Here is a 16916-nt window from a genome sequence, read left to right on the forward strand (position 1 = left end):
GTCCGCGTTAACAGACACCCCCAAGGATCCCGCTCAGGAGGGCCAAGTCAATGGCAACCGTTCCCGTTACCGACGCCACTTTCGATGCCGAAGTGCGCCAGTCCGACATCCCCGTGGTCGTCGATTTCTGGGCCGAGTGGTGCGGCCCCTGCAAGCAGATCGGCCCCGCGCTGGAAGAGCTGTCGGACGAATATGACGGCAAGGTCAAGATCGTGAAGGTGAATGTGGACGAGAACCCGCAATCGCCGATGCAGATGGGCGTGCGCGGCATTCCGGCCCTGTTCATGTTCAAGGACGGCGAGGTCGTCTCGAACAAGATCGGCGCCGCCCCCAAGGCCGCGCTGCAGAAGTGGATCGACGAGGCCGTGTAATCTGGCAGTCCGACGGATCACGTTGAAAAAGGGCGTCCCCACGGGGCGCCCTTTTTTGTTGTGACATAGCCGGATTGCAGGGAAGACGGATTGTTTTTCCGCCGGAATGTGAAACCCTGCCGGCGGATGGGACGTTGCCCGAGTTGATCCCGCGTCCCCAACAGCATGCACGAGAAAGGACACGCAATGGACACCGAGGACTTGGCCGGCGGAACGCTGGAGACATGGACCCCCGAAGAGGTCGAGCGCGCCTTGAAACACGGCGAGATCGTTTTGCTGGATGTGCGCACGCCCAACGAATACGTGCACGAACATATCTATGGCGCCCTGCTGCTGCCGATGCAGGATTTCGAGCCCAGTTTCGTGCCCCATGACGAACGCCCCCTGGTGCTGCATTGCGGGTCGGGGATCCGATCCAGGATGGTCGCCGAACGCATCCTGGCCTCGGGCGTGGACAAGGTCGCCCATATGGGCAGCGGGTTCACCGGCTGGAAGGAAAGTGGCCTGGACTACATGGGCACCAACCCCGCCGATGGCGCCCCCAAGAAGATGCGCAAACAGGTCTGAGCCTCCGGGCCGCAGAATTTTCCGGAAAATTCTGCGCGCGCACCGCGCGCGTCATTCCCATTCCATCTGCTGGAACAGGGTTTGTGCGTTGCGACCGGCCAGGGCCTCGAACTGGTCGAGATGCTCAAAGGCGGATTGATCCACGGCGACCGCGCCCAGAATGTCGCCGCCCGCGTCGATATGGGCGCGCATCGCCGCCCGCATCGCGACGAGGTAGTCGCGGGTGTCGGCGCGGGCGGTCGCAAGCGATGTCGCGGGCCCGTGGCCGGGCACGACGATGCGCGGCTCAAGCGCTGCCATGGCGTCGAAGCTTTCGATCCAGCCGGCGCTGTCGGACACCTCGAGGATCCCCAGCAGGCGCCCCACAAAGACGATATCGCCGGCAAAGACGATGCCGGCCTCGGGCAGCCAGACGAAACTGTCGCCGGGCGTGTGGGCCGGGGCCTGGTGAAAAAGTTCGACCGACACCCCACCTTGGGTGAAGGCATAGTGCCCGGAAAAGGTCACATCGGCCGGGGCGGGGTTCGTTCGGGCCAGCCCCGCCTCGCCCACCAGTTCCCGCAGCATGCTCAGTTGCAGCGAGGCGCGGGCCTGTTGATCGGCCACGGCGACCTCGGACGCGATGACCTCGGCGCCCTGGGCCTGCCAATAGCCGTTCCCCATCCAACGGTGGTCTTGCCCGCCGGTGTTGATGACCGTCGTGATGGGGTGGTCGGTCAGGCGACCGATGACCGCGTCCAGCGCCTCGGCCCCCGCCCATGTTCCACCCGGATCGATCAGGATCGCGCCGTCGGCGGTGTCGATCAGGCCGAAGGTGGCGTTGTTGCCAAGGTTATCGGCGCTCCGCTGTTCGGCCGGGCCTTCGAGGACCCAGATGCCGGGGGCGATCTGTTCGGCCTCGAGACCCTGGGCCGAGAGCGGGGCGGCGGAGAGCGCCAGGGCAAAGGCTGCACGGATCAGATGGTTCGGCATGCACGGGGCCTCCTCCTTCCCCTTGGGCAGGCTAGGGATGTCGCGCGTGCCTGTCACCCGCCAGGATCGTGTCGCGGCTGCCGACCCTGTGCCGCAATGCGAAAAGGGCGCCCCGGCGGGACGCCCTTTCCGATTGATGTCTGCGCGAGATCAGCCTTTGGCGAACTCGGGGTAGGCTTCCATGCCCAGCTCGGCCACGTCGAGGCCCGCCATCTCGGCCTCTTCCGAGACACGGATGCCCATGGTGGCCTTGAGGATGAACCAGAAGATCAGCGACAGCACGAAGGTGGTGCCGCAGATCGCGACGATCCCCAGAAGCTGCGTGCCGATCGCCGCGTCGCCGTAGAAGATGACGGCGATGGTGCCCCAGATCCCGGCAAAGCCGTGCACGGGGATGGCGCCGACGACATCGTCGATCTTGAGCTTGTCGAGGAAAGGGACGGTGAAGACCACGATGACACCACCGATCGCCCCGATCCACAGCGCGCCGAAGAGCGTGGGGGCCAGCGGCTCGGCTGTGATCGAGACCAGGCCGGCCAGCGCGCCGTTCAGCACCATCGTCAGGTCGGCCTTGCCATAGACCAGCTGCGTCAGGACCAGTGCGGCGACAGCACCCGAGGCCGCGGCCATGTTGGTGTTGGAGAAGATGCGCGACACGTCGGCCACGTCACCGACCGAGCCCATCGCCAGCTGCGAGCCGCCGTTGAAGCCGAACCAGCCGAGCCAAAGGATGAACATGCCAAGCGTTGCCAGCGCCAGGTTCGAGCCCGGCATCGGGTGGATCTTGCCATCCTTGCCGTACTTGCCCAGACGCGGGCCCAGCACGATGGCACCGGCCAGAGCGGCGGCGGCACCGCAGGCGTGCACGACGGTCGACCCGGCGAAGTCCGAGAAACCGGCTTCGGACAGCCAGCCGCCGCCCCACTGCCACGAGGCCGTGAGCGGGTAGATGAAGCCGGTCAGGATCATGGTGAAGATCAGGAAGGGCCACAGCTTGATCCGTTCGGCCAGCGCACCGGAGACGATCGAGGCCGTTGCGGCACAGAACATCAGCTGGAAGATGAAGTCCGACCCGGTCGAGGCGTAGGCGGCGTCATCGGCGCCTTCGAGACCCATGTCGTTGAGGTAGACCGGCTCGAGCACGCCCCAGGACGGGAACAGACCCGAGAAGTAGCCTTCGATCGCCCAATCCCCCAGCGGGTACATCAGGTTGTAGCCGATCAGCCAATACATGATGGCCGCCAGCGAGAAGAGGCCGACATTCTTGGTCATCTGCATGGTGACGTTCTTCGAGCGCACCAGCCCGCCTTCGAGCATGGCGAAACCCGCGGCCATGAAGAAGACGAGGAACCCGCCGATCAGGAACAGCAGGGTGTTGAAGATCCAGACCACCTCATCGCTGATGGCAGGGGCGGCCTCGGCCTCTTGGGCAAAGCCCATGGTGGGCAGCATTGCAGCCGTGGCGACGGCGGCAAGAGGCAGGAAATACTTGGTATTCATCGAGTCATGTCCTTTTCGTGAAAAGGGGCGCTCAGAGAGCGTCGTCATTGGTCTCGCCGGTGCGGACGCGCACGGCGCTTTCCACATCGAGAACGAAGATCTTGCCGTCACCGATCTTGTCGGTCTTGGCGGTTGTCTGGATGGTCTCGACCACCTGGTCGGCCATCGAGGCCGCCACCACGATCTCGAGTTTCACTTTCGGCACGAAGTTCACGGCATATTCGGCGCCGCGGTAGATTTCGGTGTGACCCGACTGAGAGCCGAAGCCCTTGATCTCGGTCACCATCATGCCGCGCACACCGATGGAGGTGAGCGCTTCGCGCACCTCCTCGAGCTTGAACGGCTTGATCGCTGCGATGATGAGTTTCACTGCTGTCACCCTTCCGGTTGCTGGTGTCCCCGCCCCCGAAGGCCGCAGGGCACGGCGTGGGGACGTCACGGACCTCAAGACAGGCTGCGACAACGCGTAGAGCAACGAAGGGGTGCAGATTTTGCACAACCCAGAGGTGATTATGCAAATTTTTTGCGCAAATCGCGCGCAGTGCCTAAGTTTTGAGCAGCACAATTATGCGGCGCCGCGGCGTCGCCTCTCCACATGCGACTCGATTTTGACTACATTCGGGCAAAATGCAGGCAGCCGCCGAAAGGCAGTTTTCACATGAGCACTTCGGGACAAGGCCGCAGGCCATCCACGCGCGGACCGCGCAAACTCGTGGCCGACCGCCGGTCGCAGCCGCAGGCCAAGCGCGCGCAGGCCCCGCGCCGCAAGGCCGGGTCGGGCGGTGGCGGTACCGCCGGCAGCCGCAAGGCGCGCCGTCGTCGCGCCGCGGCGCCACGGCCCCGCGGCCTGTTCGGCTGGATCGCCTATGGCGTCCGGTTGGTGTTTCGCATCATCTGGGGGCTGATCTGGCGCGGGGCCGTGGCGGTGATGCTGATCCTGGCCGCCGCCACGGGCTATTACTACATGCAACTGCCCGAGGAGGTCGGCGCCGTCGCGACGCCCGGGCGCGCGGATCCGTCACGATGCTGGATCGCGACGGCAATGTCTTTGCCTGGCGCGGCGAACAGTTCGGCGGGATGATTGACGCCGAAACCGTCAGCCCGCATCTAGTCAACGCCGTTGTGGCGACCGAGGATCGGCGCTTTTACCGGCATCTGGGAATTTCGCCGCGCGGCATCGCCAGCGCCATCCGCATCAACCTGAGCGAGGGGCGCGGCCCCCTGTCAGGGCACGGCGGGTCGACCATAACGCAGCAGGTGGCCAAGCTGATGTGTCTGGGTGTGGCCTATGACCCCGAGATCTGGGCCACCGAGGCCGAGTATGAATCCGACTGCCGCGAAAACTCGCTGTGGCGCAAGATCCAGGAGGTCCCGTTCTCGCTGGCGATGGAGTTGCGCTATTCCAAGGACGAGATCCTGTCGATCTACCTCAACCGCGCCTATCTGGGCGCCGGGGCCCGGGGGTTCGAGGCCGCCGCGCAACGCTATTTCAGCGTTTCGGCCGCCGAGGTGACCCCGCAGCAGGCCGCGATGCTGGCCGGCTTGCTGGTCGCGCCGTCCTATTACGCGCCCACGCGCAATCTGGAACGGGCGCAGGAACGCGCCAATGTCATTCTCAACCTGATGGAGGAGCAGGGCTACCTGAGCGCGGCCGAGGCCGATGCCGCGCGCGCCAACCCCGCGCGTCTGTCCCAGGCGGCCGAGCAGAATATCGGCGGGTCCTTTGCCGACTGGATCATGGCCGAGGGGCCGGATTTCCTGACGCGCGAGACCACCGAGGATGTGGTCATCCGCACCACCTTCGACCCCGAGATGCAGGCCGCCGCCGAGCGTGCGCTGCAAAACGTGTTCGAAAACCAGGTGCGCGCCGGGTCCGAGGCGCAGGCCGCCATCGTGGTGATGAGCGCCGATGGCGCGGTGCGGGCCATGGTCGGGGGCCGCGACACACAAGGGGCGGGCCTGTTCAACCGCGCAAGCCAGGCGATGCGGCAGACGGGATCGGCCTTCAAGCCCTTCGTCTATGCCACGGCGCTGGACCTGGGCTGGCGGTTCGACGACATGATCCTGGATGCGCCGCTGACCCTGAACGTGCCCGGTTCGGGGCCGTATTCGCCGACCAATTACACGGGCGAGTATTACGGCGAAGTGACGCTGACCGACGCGCTGAGGACCTCGCTGAACACGCCGGCGGTGCGGATCGCCGATGAGGTGGGCCTGGATCTGGTGCGCACCGTCGCCTCGGAATTCGGCATCGAAAGCGATCTGGCGGCGGGCCCCGCGCTGGCGCTGGGGGCCTCGGAATCGACCCTGATCGAAATGACCGGCGCCTTTGCCGGCATCCTCAACGGCGGGTCCGCCGTGCGCCCCTATGCGGTGCAGGAATTGCGCCTGCTGGGCGACGACACGCCGATGTTCGAACAACGCACCGGCATTCGCGAGCGCGTGATCTCGGAATTCGCGGCGCGGCAACTGACCTACATGATGTCCGAGGTCGTCGCCAGCGGCACGGGCCGCCGCGCGGCGCTGCCCGACCGGCCGGTCGCGGGCAAGACGGGCACCACGCAGGCGGCGCGCGATGCGTGGTTCCTGGGATTTACCGCCGATTACGTGGCGGGCGTCTGGATGGGATATGACGACAACACCCCGTTGTCGGGCGTCACGGGCGGCGGCTTGCCGGCCGAGATCTGGCGGCAGACGATGGAAGAGATCCACCGCGATCTGCCGCCACGCCCGTTGCCGATGATCGACCCCGTGGCCGAGGCCCGCCCCGCCCCGCAGATCGTCGAGGAGCAGCCGCAGGGCCGCCGCCCCGACCTTGCCGAACAGATCCTAATGGAGGTGCTTGGCGGGCTGTTGGGCCGAAACTGAGGCCCCGGCCAGGCGCCGCAGGGCAATCGGCCCTTCCTCGGGCTTCCCGCAAGGGGAAGCCGCTCGGTCGGGCCGCTCGGCGCAAGGGCGCCTCGGGGGCCCGCCCCGTCACATGGCGCGCAAGTCGCGGGTCAGCGCATCGATATCGCCGCGGCGGGCCTCGAGCATGGAGCCGATTTCCGTCCGTTCCGAGATCATCAGGTTCACGCCTTCGATGATCAGGTTGAAGAACCGCGGGCTGCCCGACCCGTCCGAAACGAACCAGCGCAGGTCGTAGGGGGCATAGCCGGGCTGATCCACGACCGAGATGACCTCGATGAAACTGCGCACCGGGCGCGAGCCGGTGACGGTGATCTGCGAGCCGATGAATTCGCGGAAACGGCGGCCGTACTTGTTCGAGATGTAGATCTCGAAGGCTTCGGAAAAGGCGCGCAACTGGGCGCTGCTGGCGGTGCGCGCCGGCGGCCCGAGCACCGAGCGCGCGATCACGGGCACGTCCCCGTAATTCCGAAAGATGGTGCGAAAGTCGCGCAGCATGGCCCCTTCGCTGCGGCCGGAATTGATGATGCGCATCACATCGGCCACCGCGCGCGTTACCAAGGCCTCGGCCTGCGGCCCCGACTGGGCCAGGGCCGGACGAGGCGCGCCGAGGGCCGGCACGACCGCGACAAGGCTTGCCGCCCCCAATCGGGTCAGGGCGCGGCGGCGATCTGGGCGCAGGGCAGTGCGGGGCATTCTCGGCAATCCTTGGGTCTGGGTCTGGGTCTGGGTCTGGGGCGATGGGCGGTCATTGGGCGTAAGGGTCGAAATACGGGTCCGAATAGGGATCGTAATAGGGGTCGGCCAGCGGATCGGCGGAGGGGGCGGGCCCGGCCTGGGCCGTGTCGCCCTCGAGATAGGGATCGAGATAGGCGGACGGATCGTCGCCGCGCAACTCGTAGCGGCGGTTTTGCAGATAGAGCGAACGCATCTGCAGATAGCTGTCCTGAGAGCCGTAGAGAACATCCTCGACGGTGCTGCCGAACTCGTACCGGCTATCCACCCCGGCCCCGATCCGGGCGAGGGTCAGGTAGGCGCTTTCGGGCGGGTCGACAACGTGGCGCAGCGGGTTCAGGGCGAAATCGACGACCATGCCGACCGTATCGCGCGTGGTCGAAGGGCCCACGACCGGCAGGACGACATAATCGCCCTCGGGCAGGCCATAGACATGCATGGTTTCGCCGAAATCGGTCTCTTCGGCGGTCAGGCCGATCTCGCCGGCGGGGTCGAACAGCCCCCCGATCCCGACGGTCGTGTTGATCGCGAAACGCAACGTGTTGCGCGCCGCATCGTCCAGCCGCAGCTGCAACAGGTTGTTCAGCACATAGCCCGGCTGGCTCAGGTTCGAGGCGAAATTGCTGACGCCGCGCCGCACGGGTTGCGGGATGGCATCGCCGTACCCGTCCGAGGCCGGCCCGACCAATGCCCGGTCCAGCGCCAGGTTCAGCGCGTGGGCCGAGCGATTCTGCGCCTCGTGCGCGTCTTCGATCATGTCGCCGGGTGGCAGGGTCGCCGGCCCGCAGGCCGTCAACACGGCAAGGGCGCCAAGCGACCAGAGGCGCAACGCGACGTCACGCCCTGAACGGCGCGGCAGATGTGACTTGCAAGGCACTTGGCAGCATCCCCGGACAACCTATCACGTCCCAAGCTTATGCCTAACCGCCGCCATGCGAAAGGGTGCGCGCGGTCGGCGGGCCACACCGGCGCCCATTAGAAAAGCGTCAACCTTGCCGTGCCAGACAGAAGCGGGCATGTGACAGACAGTTGCGGCCGGATCGGCGTTGCAGAAATCGGAGGACAGGTGACGCGCCAGAACGCGAAAACGGCAGGGTCGGCGGCAGCACGGGCCAAGGGGCGCACGGGCAGCGCCGAGTTGCGCGCATTCCGACGGCGCAACGGGTGGCTGTTGTGGTCGATCGGCGCGTTCAGCATGGGCGTGAACGTTCTGATGCTGACCGGACCGATCTACATGTTGCAGGTCTATGACCGGGTTCTGGGCTCGGGCTCGGAAGAAACGCTTTTGGCGCTGACGATCCTGGTGGCGTTTCTTTTCCTGATGATGGGGTTTCTGGATTTCGCGCGGGGGCGCGTCGGGGCGCGGTTCGGGGCACGTCTGCAGGAAGACATGGAAAACCGCATCTTCCGGGCGTCGCTGGCCCATGCCCGGCGCAGCGGCGCGACACAGCCCGCGCTGCGCGATCTGGCTGCGGTGCAGCGGCTGACGGCCTCGCCCGTGTTCATGGCGGTGTTCGACCTGCCCTGGACGCCGCTTTTCGTGGCGGCGATTTTCATGTTTCACCCGTGGTTGGGCTGGCTGGCGCTTGCCGGCGGCGGCGTGCTGATCGCGATCACGCTGCTCAACCAGCGGGTCTCGCGCGACCCATTGGCCGAGGCGGCGATGGCCAACCAGAAGGCCGAACAGATGGCCGCCGAAATGCAGGGCGAGGCGGAATTGATCCGCTCGCTGGGCATGACGCGGGCGGCCTTCGACCGGTGGCACGCACAGCGGGCGCAGGCGCTGGATGACGCGATGCTGGCCGCCGACCGCGTGGGCGGGTTCACCACGACGACCCGCACGCTGCGCCTGTTCCTGCAATCGGCGATCCTGGGCCTTGCGGCCTATCTGGTCCTGCGTGGCGAATTGTCGGCCGGGGCCATGATCGCGGGGTCGATCCTGCTGGGGCGCGCGCTGGCCCCGATCGAGTTGGCCATCGGCCAATGGCAGGCGATCGCCGAGGCATGGCAGGGTTGGCGCCGATTGGGCGATCTGCTGGAGGCGGAGCCCGAGGAGTTGCCGCGCATGCCCTTGCCGCGCCCGCGCGCGCGACTCGAGGTGTCGCAGTTGTCGGTGGTGCCGCCGGGCAGCGGGCGCCCGACCCTGCGGGGTGTGAACCTGGTCGTGACGCCGGGCAGCGCCGTTGGCGTGATCGGCCCATCGGGGTCGGGGAAATCCACCCTGGCGCGGACGGTCACGGGCGTCTGGCAGCCCTCGGCCGGACAAATCCGCCTCGATGGGGCGTCCCTCGACCAGTACGATCCCGATGTTCTGGGGCAACTGATCGGCTATCTGCCGCAGGCGGTGACCCTGTTCAACGGCACCATCGCCGAGAACATCGCGCGCCTCGACGGTCAATTCGATGGCGCGCGCGTGGTCGAGGCGGCGAAACGCGCCGCGGCCCATGACCTGATCCTGGCTTTGCCGAACGGCTACGACACGCGCGTCAGCGGCATGTCGGCGCGGCTGTCGGGTGGACAGATCCAGCGGATCGGCCTGGCGCGGGCGCTTTACAGCGACCCGGTGATCCTGGTGTTGGACGAGCCGAACTCGGCCCTGGACAATGACGGGTCCGAGGCGCTGAACCGCGTCGTGCAGGACCTCAAGGCCGACGGTCGGGCCGTGTTGATCATGGCGCACCGCCCCAGCGCGATCAAGGAATGCGACCGCTTGATGGTGCTCAAGGATGGTGTGCCCACCGCCTTCGGCCCGACCCGAGAGGTGCTGGAAAAGGCGCTGCGCAACTACAAGGACATCAAGCGGCCCGATGCCGGCCCCGGAGGTGTGACATGAGCCCGCGCGACAGCGGCGGCCCCGCGCCGACCGGCCCCGAACGCGGCGGGTCGCCCGACAAGATGCCCCACCCGGTCGAGAAAGAGCGCGCGCGACCGGCCTGGTCGGTGCGGGGACCCATGCTGATCGGGCTGTTTGCGATGCTGCTTTTGATCGCCGGGTTTTTCGGCTGGGCGATGACATCGCGGCTGGCCGGGGCCGTCATTGCCGCGGGACAGATCGAGGTCGATCGCAACCGTCAGCCGCTGCAACACCCCGAGGGCGGGCTGGTGGCCGAATTGTTCGTCGACGAGGGCGACCGGATCGCGCAAGGCGCGCTGATCCTGCGATTTGATGGCGCGGATGTGCAAAGCGACCTTGCGGTGCAGCGTGACAGGCTGGCCGAGTTGCGGGCGCGCCGCGCCCGGCTGGAGGCGGAACGCGACGGCGATGAGGCCGTGCAGTTTGCCCCCGATCTGCTGGCGCAGGCGGCCGAGGACCCGGAGGTTGCCGATTTCCTCGACGGGCAACGCAACCTGTTTCAGGCCCGCGCCGACACGCTGCAGAGCGAGGTGCGCCAACTGTCGCGCCGCCTCAGTCAGATCGCCCTGCAGATCGACGGGTTCGACGCCCAGGAAACCGCGCTGCAGGAGCAGCTGGCCATCGTCGAAGAGGATCTGGCGCGGCAGAGCGATGCCCTCGAGCGCGGTGTCGGATTGAGCGGGCCGGTGCTGAACCTGCAACGCGAGGCGGCCCGGATGCGCGGGCAGCTGGCCGGGATCGAGGCAAGCCGGGCCGAGGCAGCCGAGCGAACGGTCGAGGTCGAGCTGGCCATCTTGCAGCGCTCGATCTCGCGGCGCGAGGAGGCGATCGCGGAACTGCGCGAGATCCGCGCCTCGGAACAGGAAGCCGCCGAACGGGTCGCGGCTCTGGAGCGGAACCTAACCGAGCGCGAATTGCGGGCGCCGGTGTCGGGCATCGTGTTCGGCCTGACGGTGTTCGGCGACCGCGGCGTCGTACGGCCCGCCGATCCGATCGGGTATATCGTGCCCGACGGCCGGCCGCTGGTCCTTGGCGTGCAGGTGCCCGCCATCGATGTCGATCAGGTGTTTGTCGGGCAGGATGTGATGCTGCGCTTTCCGGCCTTTCCGCAGCGCGAAGTGCCCGATCTGACCGGGCAGGTCACGCTGGTTTCGGCCGATGCCTTCGTCGACGAGGCCACGGGCGGCAGTTTCTACCGCGCCGAGATCGTCATGGATGAAAGCCAGATCGCGCTGTTGGGGGACAAACGGCTGATTCCCGGCATGCCGGTGCAGGCGTTCATCCGCACCGCCGACCGGACTCCGCTGGAATACCTGCTGGAACCGATTGCCGACTATTTCAACCGCGCCTTCCGCGAAAGCTGATCGGCGGGCGCGCCGTTTCGGCCCTTTCCCTTTGGTGGCGTCCCCGCTAGCCTCCGGCGCGACGACCTAATCCGGCCGCGCCGCGACGGCGCGGGCCGGTTCAGAAACGGAGAGACCCCGATGAGCGGTGAGATCGAAACACGCCTTGCAGAGCTGGGCGTGACCCTGCCCGATGCCCCGGCCCCCGCGGCCAATTACGTCCCGTTCGTGGTTGCGGGCGACATGGTCTATGTGTCCGGCCAGATCTCGATGGCCGATGGCCAAATGATCAAGGGCAAGCTGGGTGCCGATATGGATACGGCCACCGCCGCCGCCGCTGCCCGGCACTGCGCCATCGCGCTTCTGGCACAGCTCAAGGCCGCCTGCGGCGGCGAGATCGACCGGCTGGAACGCGTGGTGAAGCTGACCGGTTTCGTCAACTCGACCCCCGAATTCGGCGAGCAGCCGGCGGTGGTGAACGGGGCGTCGGATTTCCTCGTCGAGGCGCTGGGCGACAAGGGGCGGCATGCCCGCTCGGCGGTCAGCGCGGCCTCGCTGCCCTTTGGCGTCGCGGTCGAAATCGAGGGGATCTTCCAGATCCGGAGTTGAGACCATGCTCATCGCCCCCGAATTCCTCAAGGCCCCGATCGCACATCGTGCGTTGCACGACATGTCGCAGGGTATCCCGGAAAACAGCCTGGCGGCGATCCGCCGGGCGATGCGGGCGGGATACGGCATCGAGATTGATGTCCAGCTTTCGGCGGACGGGCAGGCGATGGTCTTTCACGACGACACGCTGGACCGGATGACTCATGCCTCGGGCCCCGTGCGGGGCCGCCCGGCGCGCGAGTTGTGCGATCTGCGCCTTGCCGGGTCCGAGGATCACATTCCGACCCTGCGCCATGTGCTCGAGGTCGTGGGCGGGCAGGTGCCGCTGCTGATCGAGCTCAAGGACCAGTCGGGCGGCATTGGCGCCGATGACGGGGCGCTGGAACGCGCCGTGGCTCAGGATTTGGCGGCTTATGACGGCCCGGCGGCGGTCATGAGTTTCAACCCCTACATGATCGGCGTGCTGCGCGAGATCGCCCCAGCGGTTCCCCGCGGCCTCGTCACCTGCGGGTTCATTCCGTCGAAATGGCCCCATCTCGCCGCCGAGACCTGCCATGCCTTGCGCTCGATCCGGGCCTTCGGGCAGGTTGGTGCGGGGTTCATCAGCCACGACTGGACCGATCTGGGCAGTCCCCGCGTCGCCGAGTTGAAGGGGCAGGGCACCCCGGTTCTGTGTTGGACGGTCACCAGCCCCCAGGTCGAAGCCGAGGCGCGGCGCGTGGCCGACAACATCACCTTCGAAGGGTATGTGCCGCCCATCCCCGGTTGACGGCGCGCGAGGCGCCAAGGGAATTGACGCGCCCGCACGCGGCCCCATCTTGAAGCGTATTGCAGCGACAAGACCGGAGGTTGCGGCCCGTGGACGGCAGCCCCACCATCGAGATCGAGGTCCTTTCGACCCTCTCCGGGATCGACCCGGCCGAATGGGATGCCTGTGCCTGCCCCGAAGCCGCCGACGGGGGGCGTCCGGCCGATCCGTTCACCACCCATCGCTTCCTTGCGGCGCTGGAAACCTCGCGCTCGGTCGGGCCCGGCAGCGGGTGGGAGCCGCGCTACCTCGTCGCGCGCGCCAATGGCGAGGTCATCGGCACCGCCCCGCTCTATGCCAAGGGGCACAGCCAGGGCGAGTACATCTTCGATCACAACTGGGCGCACGCCTATGAGCGCGCCGGTGGGCGCTATTACCCCAAGCTGCAAATGGCCGTGCCCTTTACCCCCGCCACCGGGCGTCGCCTGCTGACCAGGCCCGGCTGGGAAGAGACCGGCCGCGCCGCCCTGGTGCAAGGCGCGGTGCAACTGGCCGCCGATCATGACCTGAGCTCGCTGCACATCACCTTTTGCACCGAGGGTGAGGCGCAGGACGGCGACCGCATGGGCCTAATGCGCCGTTGGAGCCAGCAGTTTCACTGGGAAAACCACTGGTACGACACGTTCGACGATTTCCTCGGGTCGCTGAGTTCGCGCAAGCGCAAGAACATCCGCAAGGAACGCCAGCGGGCGCAGGCGTTCGGCGGCGAGATCGTCGCCCTGACCGGGGATCAGATCCGCCCCGAACACTGGGACAGCTTCTGGCGGTTCTATCAGGATACCGGCGCGCGGAAATGGGGCACGCCGTATCTGACGCGCCGCTTTTTCGACGTCGCGCAGGACAGTCTGCGCGACGACATGCTGCTGGTGCTGGCCGTGCGCGGCGGCCGCCCCGTGGCCGGGGCGCTGAACTTCATCGGGCGCGAGTCGCTGTATGGCCGCTACTGGGGCTGCATCGAAGACCACCCCTGCCTGCATTTCGAACTGTGCTATTACAGGGCGATGGATTTCGCCATCGAACACGGGCTGAAAACCGTCGAGGCCGGCGCGCAGGGAACCCACAAGCTGGCCCGGGGTTACATGCCGGTGACCACCCATTCGCTGCATTGGGTGCGCGACGCCGGCTTTGCCGAGGCCATCGCGCGCTACCTGCAGGCCGAGCGCGCGGCGGTAGACGAAGAGATCGAAGTGCTGACCACCTATGGTCCGTTCAAGAAAGCCCATGTGGAGGAACAGGAATGACCACGCCGCACAAGTTGACCGGGGATGACCGCGCCAATGCGCTGAGCGCGCTGGCCAATCACGGGTGGGCCGAGGTCGAGGGCCGCGATGCCATCGCCAAGCGGTTCACATTTGACGATTTCAACGACGCCTTCGGCTGGATGACACGCGTCGCGCTGGTGGCCGAGCACATGGGGCACCACCCCGAATGGTTCAACGTCTACAAGACCGTCGAGGTCACCTTGACCACCCATGACGTGGGCGGGTTGTCGAATCTCGACGTGGCCATGGCCTCGAAGATGGACCGTTTCGCCGACGGCACCTGACCCACCTCGCACAGACAACGGATAAGGCCGTACCACCTGCGCGTGGCACGGGAAGGAGCTTGCATGGATTTCGACAGCATCCTGTCCACCGAGATCGCCAATGGCGTGACCATCGGCGATCTGTTCACGGTCGAGTTTCTGGCAGCCCTGTTGGGGGACGTGGTGCTGGCCATCGTGCTGCTGGTCGCGGCCTTCGTGGTGGCGGGCTGGGTGCGTCGCCGGATCGCGCGTCTGGCCGAGGCGCACCGGCAGCTTGACCAAACGCTGTTCGGCTTTCTGGCCAATATCGCACGTTACGTCATCCTGGCCTTTGCGGTGCTGTTCATTCTCAACACGTTCGGTGTGCGCACCACGTCGCTGGTGGCCGCCATCGGTGCCGCCGGCGTCGCCATCGGTCTGGCGCTGCAAGGGACGTTGTCGAACCTCGCGGCGGGGATCATGATCATCATCTTCCGCCCGATAAAGGTGGGTGATTTCGTCGAGGTGGCGGGCGAGATGGGCACGGTGAAATCCATCACTCTGAACATGACCGAGCTTGCATCCCTGGGGAATGTGCAGATCCTGATCCCCAATTCCGAGGTCTGGGGCAACGAGATCAAGAATTACTCGGCCTACCCCACCCGCCGGGCCGAGTGGACATTCGGGGTCAGCTACGATTCGAACTTGGCCGAAGCCGAACGCATCATCCGCGAAACCCTGATCGCGGACCGCCGCACCCATTCCGACCCCGAACCTTTCGTGCAGGTGAACAGCCTGGGGGACAGTTCGGTCGATTTCCTTGTCCGCGCCTGGGTCGATTCCGGCGAGTATTTCGCCTATCAGGCCGACATGACGCGTGCGATGAAAGAGGCGTTCGACGCCGGCGGCATCGGCATTCCGTTCCCGACGCGCACCGTGGTGCATGACAACGCGCCAATCCGGGTTGCAGCGCCAAGCGCGGCCGAATAGGTCACCGGCTTTGTGTCAGGTTCATGGTTTGGCCGCATCAAAGCTGACCTCACCCGACAGCAGCCGACCGATCAAGGCACACCCGTTGTCCGCCTGTCGGAAGTGCAGCCAGGCATTGGCGGCAAAGCGGCGCGGGCTCATCCGATAGATCCAGATGTCGATCCGGCTGTCGCTGGGCCGGTCGAGCATCGCGTGATCAAGGATCGTCTGCCGCCATGCGGGGTCCATCAATTCAAGCTCAAGTGCGTTGGCGATGTACTCGTGATCGATCAGGGGAACCTCACGATCGGCGCTGTTCTGCTCGATCAACGCGTGGGTCAACTCGTGCGACAGGAGCGTGTGGATCAGCACCTCGGGCGGGAAAGACATGTATGGATCGTCGGCTGCAACCAGGTCGCCATAGTCGTCGCGGACAACAAGCCTGATCCGGTCGAAGGCGCAATCATATGCCGCAAGACAGTCGGCAAAGGGGTGCGCGACCGTGTCCACCTCGACGATGTTGATCGGGCGCTGCTGGGGCAAGCCACAGTCGGCCAGCCGTGCCAGCAGGGTTTCTGCCGATTGGCAAAGGCTGCCGCGCAGGGCGTCGGACCCGGCATCCACCGTAAGTGTTCCGGTCGGGCAAGCGACAGGCTGTGCCGATCCGGGGACGGCCGCCAAAAGGAAAAGCGTCGCGATCAGCTTGGGCATGGGTGTCATTGCATCAAGATGCGGGCCGCCGGATCGCTTGGCAATGAAAACCGGCCCGCAGCCCGCAGGGCCGGCGCGGGTCAGATCACGGCAAGCAAAGCCTCGCCGGTCGAGATCGCGCATTCGCCGGGTTGCTCGACCTGAAGGTGCGTTATGACGCCATCCTCGGCCACAAGCGCGTAGCGTCTGGACCGGTCGTGGAACCCGACCTCGGGCTTGGTGTAGGTCATCCCCATGGCGCGGGTGAAGCTGCTGTCGGCATCCGCCAGCAGGGTGATCCCCGCAGCCGTCGCGCCCGTCGTCTCGCCCCATAGCCGCATCACATGCGCATCGTTGACCGAGATGCACAGGATTTCGTCGATGCCCTTGGCGTCGAACTGGATCTTGGTGCGCACGAAACTGCGCAGATGCCTGGCATCGCAGGTCGGCGTGAAGGCACCGGGCACCGCGACAAGCACGATGCGCCGGCCCTTGGCCTTGTCGGTCAGCGAGACCTCTTCCGGTCCGGCCTCGCCCATGCGGACGAAGCGCGCATCGGGCAGTGTATCGCCGATCGCGACCATCCCGCGCCTCAGATCGCGGACAGCAGCGCTTCGCCGCCCGAGGTTTCGCAGACGCCGGGGTTTTCCTCGGCGTGCAAGACCTTGACCACCCCGTCCTCGACATACATCGCATACCGCCCCGAGCGCGCAATCAACCCGGCGGGCGGCGCGGTGAAATCCATACCGATGGCGGTGGTAAAGGCGCTTTCGGCATCGCCCAGCATGGTGATGCCGGCCGCGGTTGCGCCTGTGGCCTCGCCCCAGGCGCCCATCACGAAGGGGTCGTTGACCGAGATGCAGATGATCTCGTCAACGCCCTTGGCGTCGAAATCGCCCTTGGTGCGGACAAAACTGGGCACATGGGCCGAATGGCAGGTGGGGGTAAAGGCACCGGGCACGGCAAAAATCACCACCTTGCGCCCCTTCACCTTGTCGCTCAGCTGAACCTGTTCGGGCCCGTCCGCGCCCATCTGAACCAGCGTTGCATCGGGCAGGGTATCTCCGACGGAAATGGGCATTTGGCG

Annotated in this window: 17 protein-coding genes and 1 pseudogene; 10 read left to right on the forward strand and 8 right to left on the reverse strand. The window is 66.4% G+C overall.

All coding sequences use genetic code 11. The features are described 5' to 3' along the window. Positions 1–50 precede the first annotated feature (50 nt). Both trxA and ROSELON_RS06580 read left to right on the forward strand, forming a co-directional pair. Positions 51–371 (forward strand): thioredoxin, encoded by a 321-nt coding sequence (gene trxA / locus ROSELON_RS06575; protein WP_025311629.1) that lies wholly within the window; start codon positions 51–53, stop codon positions 369–371. Between the two features lie 186 nt (positions 372–557). Beyond that, positions 558–938 carry a rhodanese-like domain-containing protein gene (locus ROSELON_RS06580; protein ID WP_025311630.1) on the forward strand — a complete coding sequence of 127 codons (381 nt, stop codon included), beginning with the start codon at positions 558–560 and terminating at the stop codon, positions 936–938. Between the two features lie 51 nt (positions 939–989). On the opposite strand, the gene ROSELON_RS06585 is transcribed toward ROSELON_RS06580, so the two are convergent. The 3 genes from ROSELON_RS06585 to ROSELON_RS06595 form a co-directional block, all read right to left on the reverse strand. Next, entirely contained in the window at positions 990–1910 is a 921-nt protein-coding gene (locus tag ROSELON_RS06585; RefSeq protein WP_025311631.1) for an MBL fold metallo-hydrolase, read from the reverse strand. A 150-nt stretch (positions 1911–2060) separates the two neighbouring features. After that, complete coding sequence (locus tag ROSELON_RS06590; RefSeq protein WP_025311632.1) at positions 2061–3410, reverse strand: ammonium transporter; 1350 nt, start codon at positions 3408–3410, stop codon at positions 2061–2063. Positions 3411–3441: 31 nt separating this feature from the next. Then, entirely contained in the window at positions 3442–3780 is a 339-nt protein-coding gene (locus tag ROSELON_RS06595; protein ID WP_025311633.1) for a P-II family nitrogen regulator, read from the reverse strand. Between the two features lie 288 nt (positions 3781–4068). Here ROSELON_RS06595 and ROSELON_RS06600 point away from each other — a divergent pair. Further along, positions 4069–6278, forward strand: a pseudogene (locus ROSELON_RS06600) (transglycosylase domain-containing protein). Positions 6279–6386: 108 nt separating this feature from the next. Here the strand turns inward: ROSELON_RS06600 and ROSELON_RS06605 are convergent. Both ROSELON_RS06605 and ROSELON_RS06610 read right to left on the reverse strand, forming a co-directional pair. Next, positions 6387–7013, reverse strand: a complete 627-nt coding sequence (locus ROSELON_RS06605) for an MlaC/ttg2D family ABC transporter substrate-binding protein (RefSeq protein ID WP_025311634.1) — start codon at positions 7011–7013, stop codon at positions 6387–6389. A gap of 52 nt (positions 7014–7065) precedes the next feature. Beyond that, positions 7066–7809 (reverse strand): MlaA family lipoprotein, encoded by a 744-nt coding sequence (locus tag ROSELON_RS06610; protein ID WP_084613864.1) that lies wholly within the window; start codon positions 7807–7809, stop codon positions 7066–7068. 309 nt (positions 7810–8118) lie between these two features. On the opposite strand from ROSELON_RS06610, the gene ROSELON_RS06615 reads away from it, so the two are divergent. The 7 genes from ROSELON_RS06615 (at position 8119) to ROSELON_RS06645 (ending at position 15160) form a co-directional block, all read left to right on the forward strand. Further along, positions 8119–9885, forward strand: coding sequence for a type I secretion system permease/ATPase (locus ROSELON_RS06615; RefSeq protein WP_025311636.1), 1767 nt, complete (start codon positions 8119–8121; stop codon positions 9883–9885). Beyond that, entirely contained in the window at positions 9882–11270 is a 1389-nt protein-coding gene (locus tag ROSELON_RS06620; RefSeq protein ID WP_245605428.1) for an HlyD family type I secretion periplasmic adaptor subunit, read from the forward strand. Before ROSELON_RS06615 ends, ROSELON_RS06620 begins: the two co-directional genes overlap by 4 nt. A 120-nt stretch (positions 11271–11390) precedes the next feature. Further along, complete coding sequence (locus ROSELON_RS06625; protein ID WP_025311638.1) at positions 11391–11858, forward strand: RidA family protein; 468 nt, start codon at positions 11391–11393, stop codon at positions 11856–11858. Between the two features lie 4 nt (positions 11859–11862). Then, on the forward strand, positions 11863–12627 hold the full coding sequence (locus ROSELON_RS06630; RefSeq protein WP_025311639.1) for a glycerophosphodiester phosphodiesterase family protein: 765 nt from the start codon (positions 11863–11865) through the stop codon (positions 12625–12627). An 89-nt stretch (positions 12628–12716) separates the two neighbouring features. Then, positions 12717–13907: a GNAT family N-acetyltransferase gene (locus ROSELON_RS06635; protein ID WP_025311640.1), complete on the forward strand. Its 1191-nt coding sequence runs from the start codon at positions 12717–12719 to the stop codon at positions 13905–13907. Beyond that, on the forward strand, positions 13904–14212 hold the full coding sequence (locus ROSELON_RS06640; RefSeq protein ID WP_025311641.1) for a 4a-hydroxytetrahydrobiopterin dehydratase: 309 nt from the start codon (positions 13904–13906) through the stop codon (positions 14210–14212). Before ROSELON_RS06635 ends, ROSELON_RS06640 begins: the two co-directional genes overlap by 4 nt. 63 nt (positions 14213–14275) lie before the next feature. After that, positions 14276–15160 (forward strand): mechanosensitive ion channel family protein, encoded by an 885-nt coding sequence (locus ROSELON_RS06645; RefSeq protein ID WP_025311642.1) that lies wholly within the window; start codon positions 14276–14278, stop codon positions 15158–15160. 21 nt (positions 15161–15181) lie between these two features. Here the strand turns inward: ROSELON_RS06645 and ROSELON_RS06650 are convergent, their stop codons facing one another. The 3 genes from ROSELON_RS06650 to ROSELON_RS06660 form a co-directional block, all read right to left on the reverse strand. Continuing rightward, on the reverse strand, positions 15182–15859 hold the full coding sequence (locus ROSELON_RS06650; RefSeq protein ID WP_025311643.1) for a DUF6639 family protein: 678 nt from the start codon (positions 15857–15859) through the stop codon (positions 15182–15184). A 71-nt stretch (positions 15860–15930) separates the two neighbouring features. Further along, complete coding sequence (locus tag ROSELON_RS06655) at positions 15931–16413, reverse strand: peroxiredoxin (protein WP_025311644.1); 483 nt, start codon at positions 16411–16413, stop codon at positions 15931–15933. A gap of 8 nt (positions 16414–16421) precedes the next feature. Continuing rightward, positions 16422–16910, reverse strand: coding sequence for a peroxiredoxin (locus ROSELON_RS06660; RefSeq protein WP_025311645.1), 489 nt, complete (start codon positions 16908–16910; stop codon positions 16422–16424). Positions 16911–16916 lie beyond the last annotated feature (6 nt).

Source organism: Roseibacterium elongatum DSM 19469, from assembly GCF_000590925.1.
Taxonomy (GTDB): Bacteria; Pseudomonadota; Alphaproteobacteria; order Rhodobacterales; family Rhodobacteraceae; genus Roseibacterium; species Roseibacterium elongatum.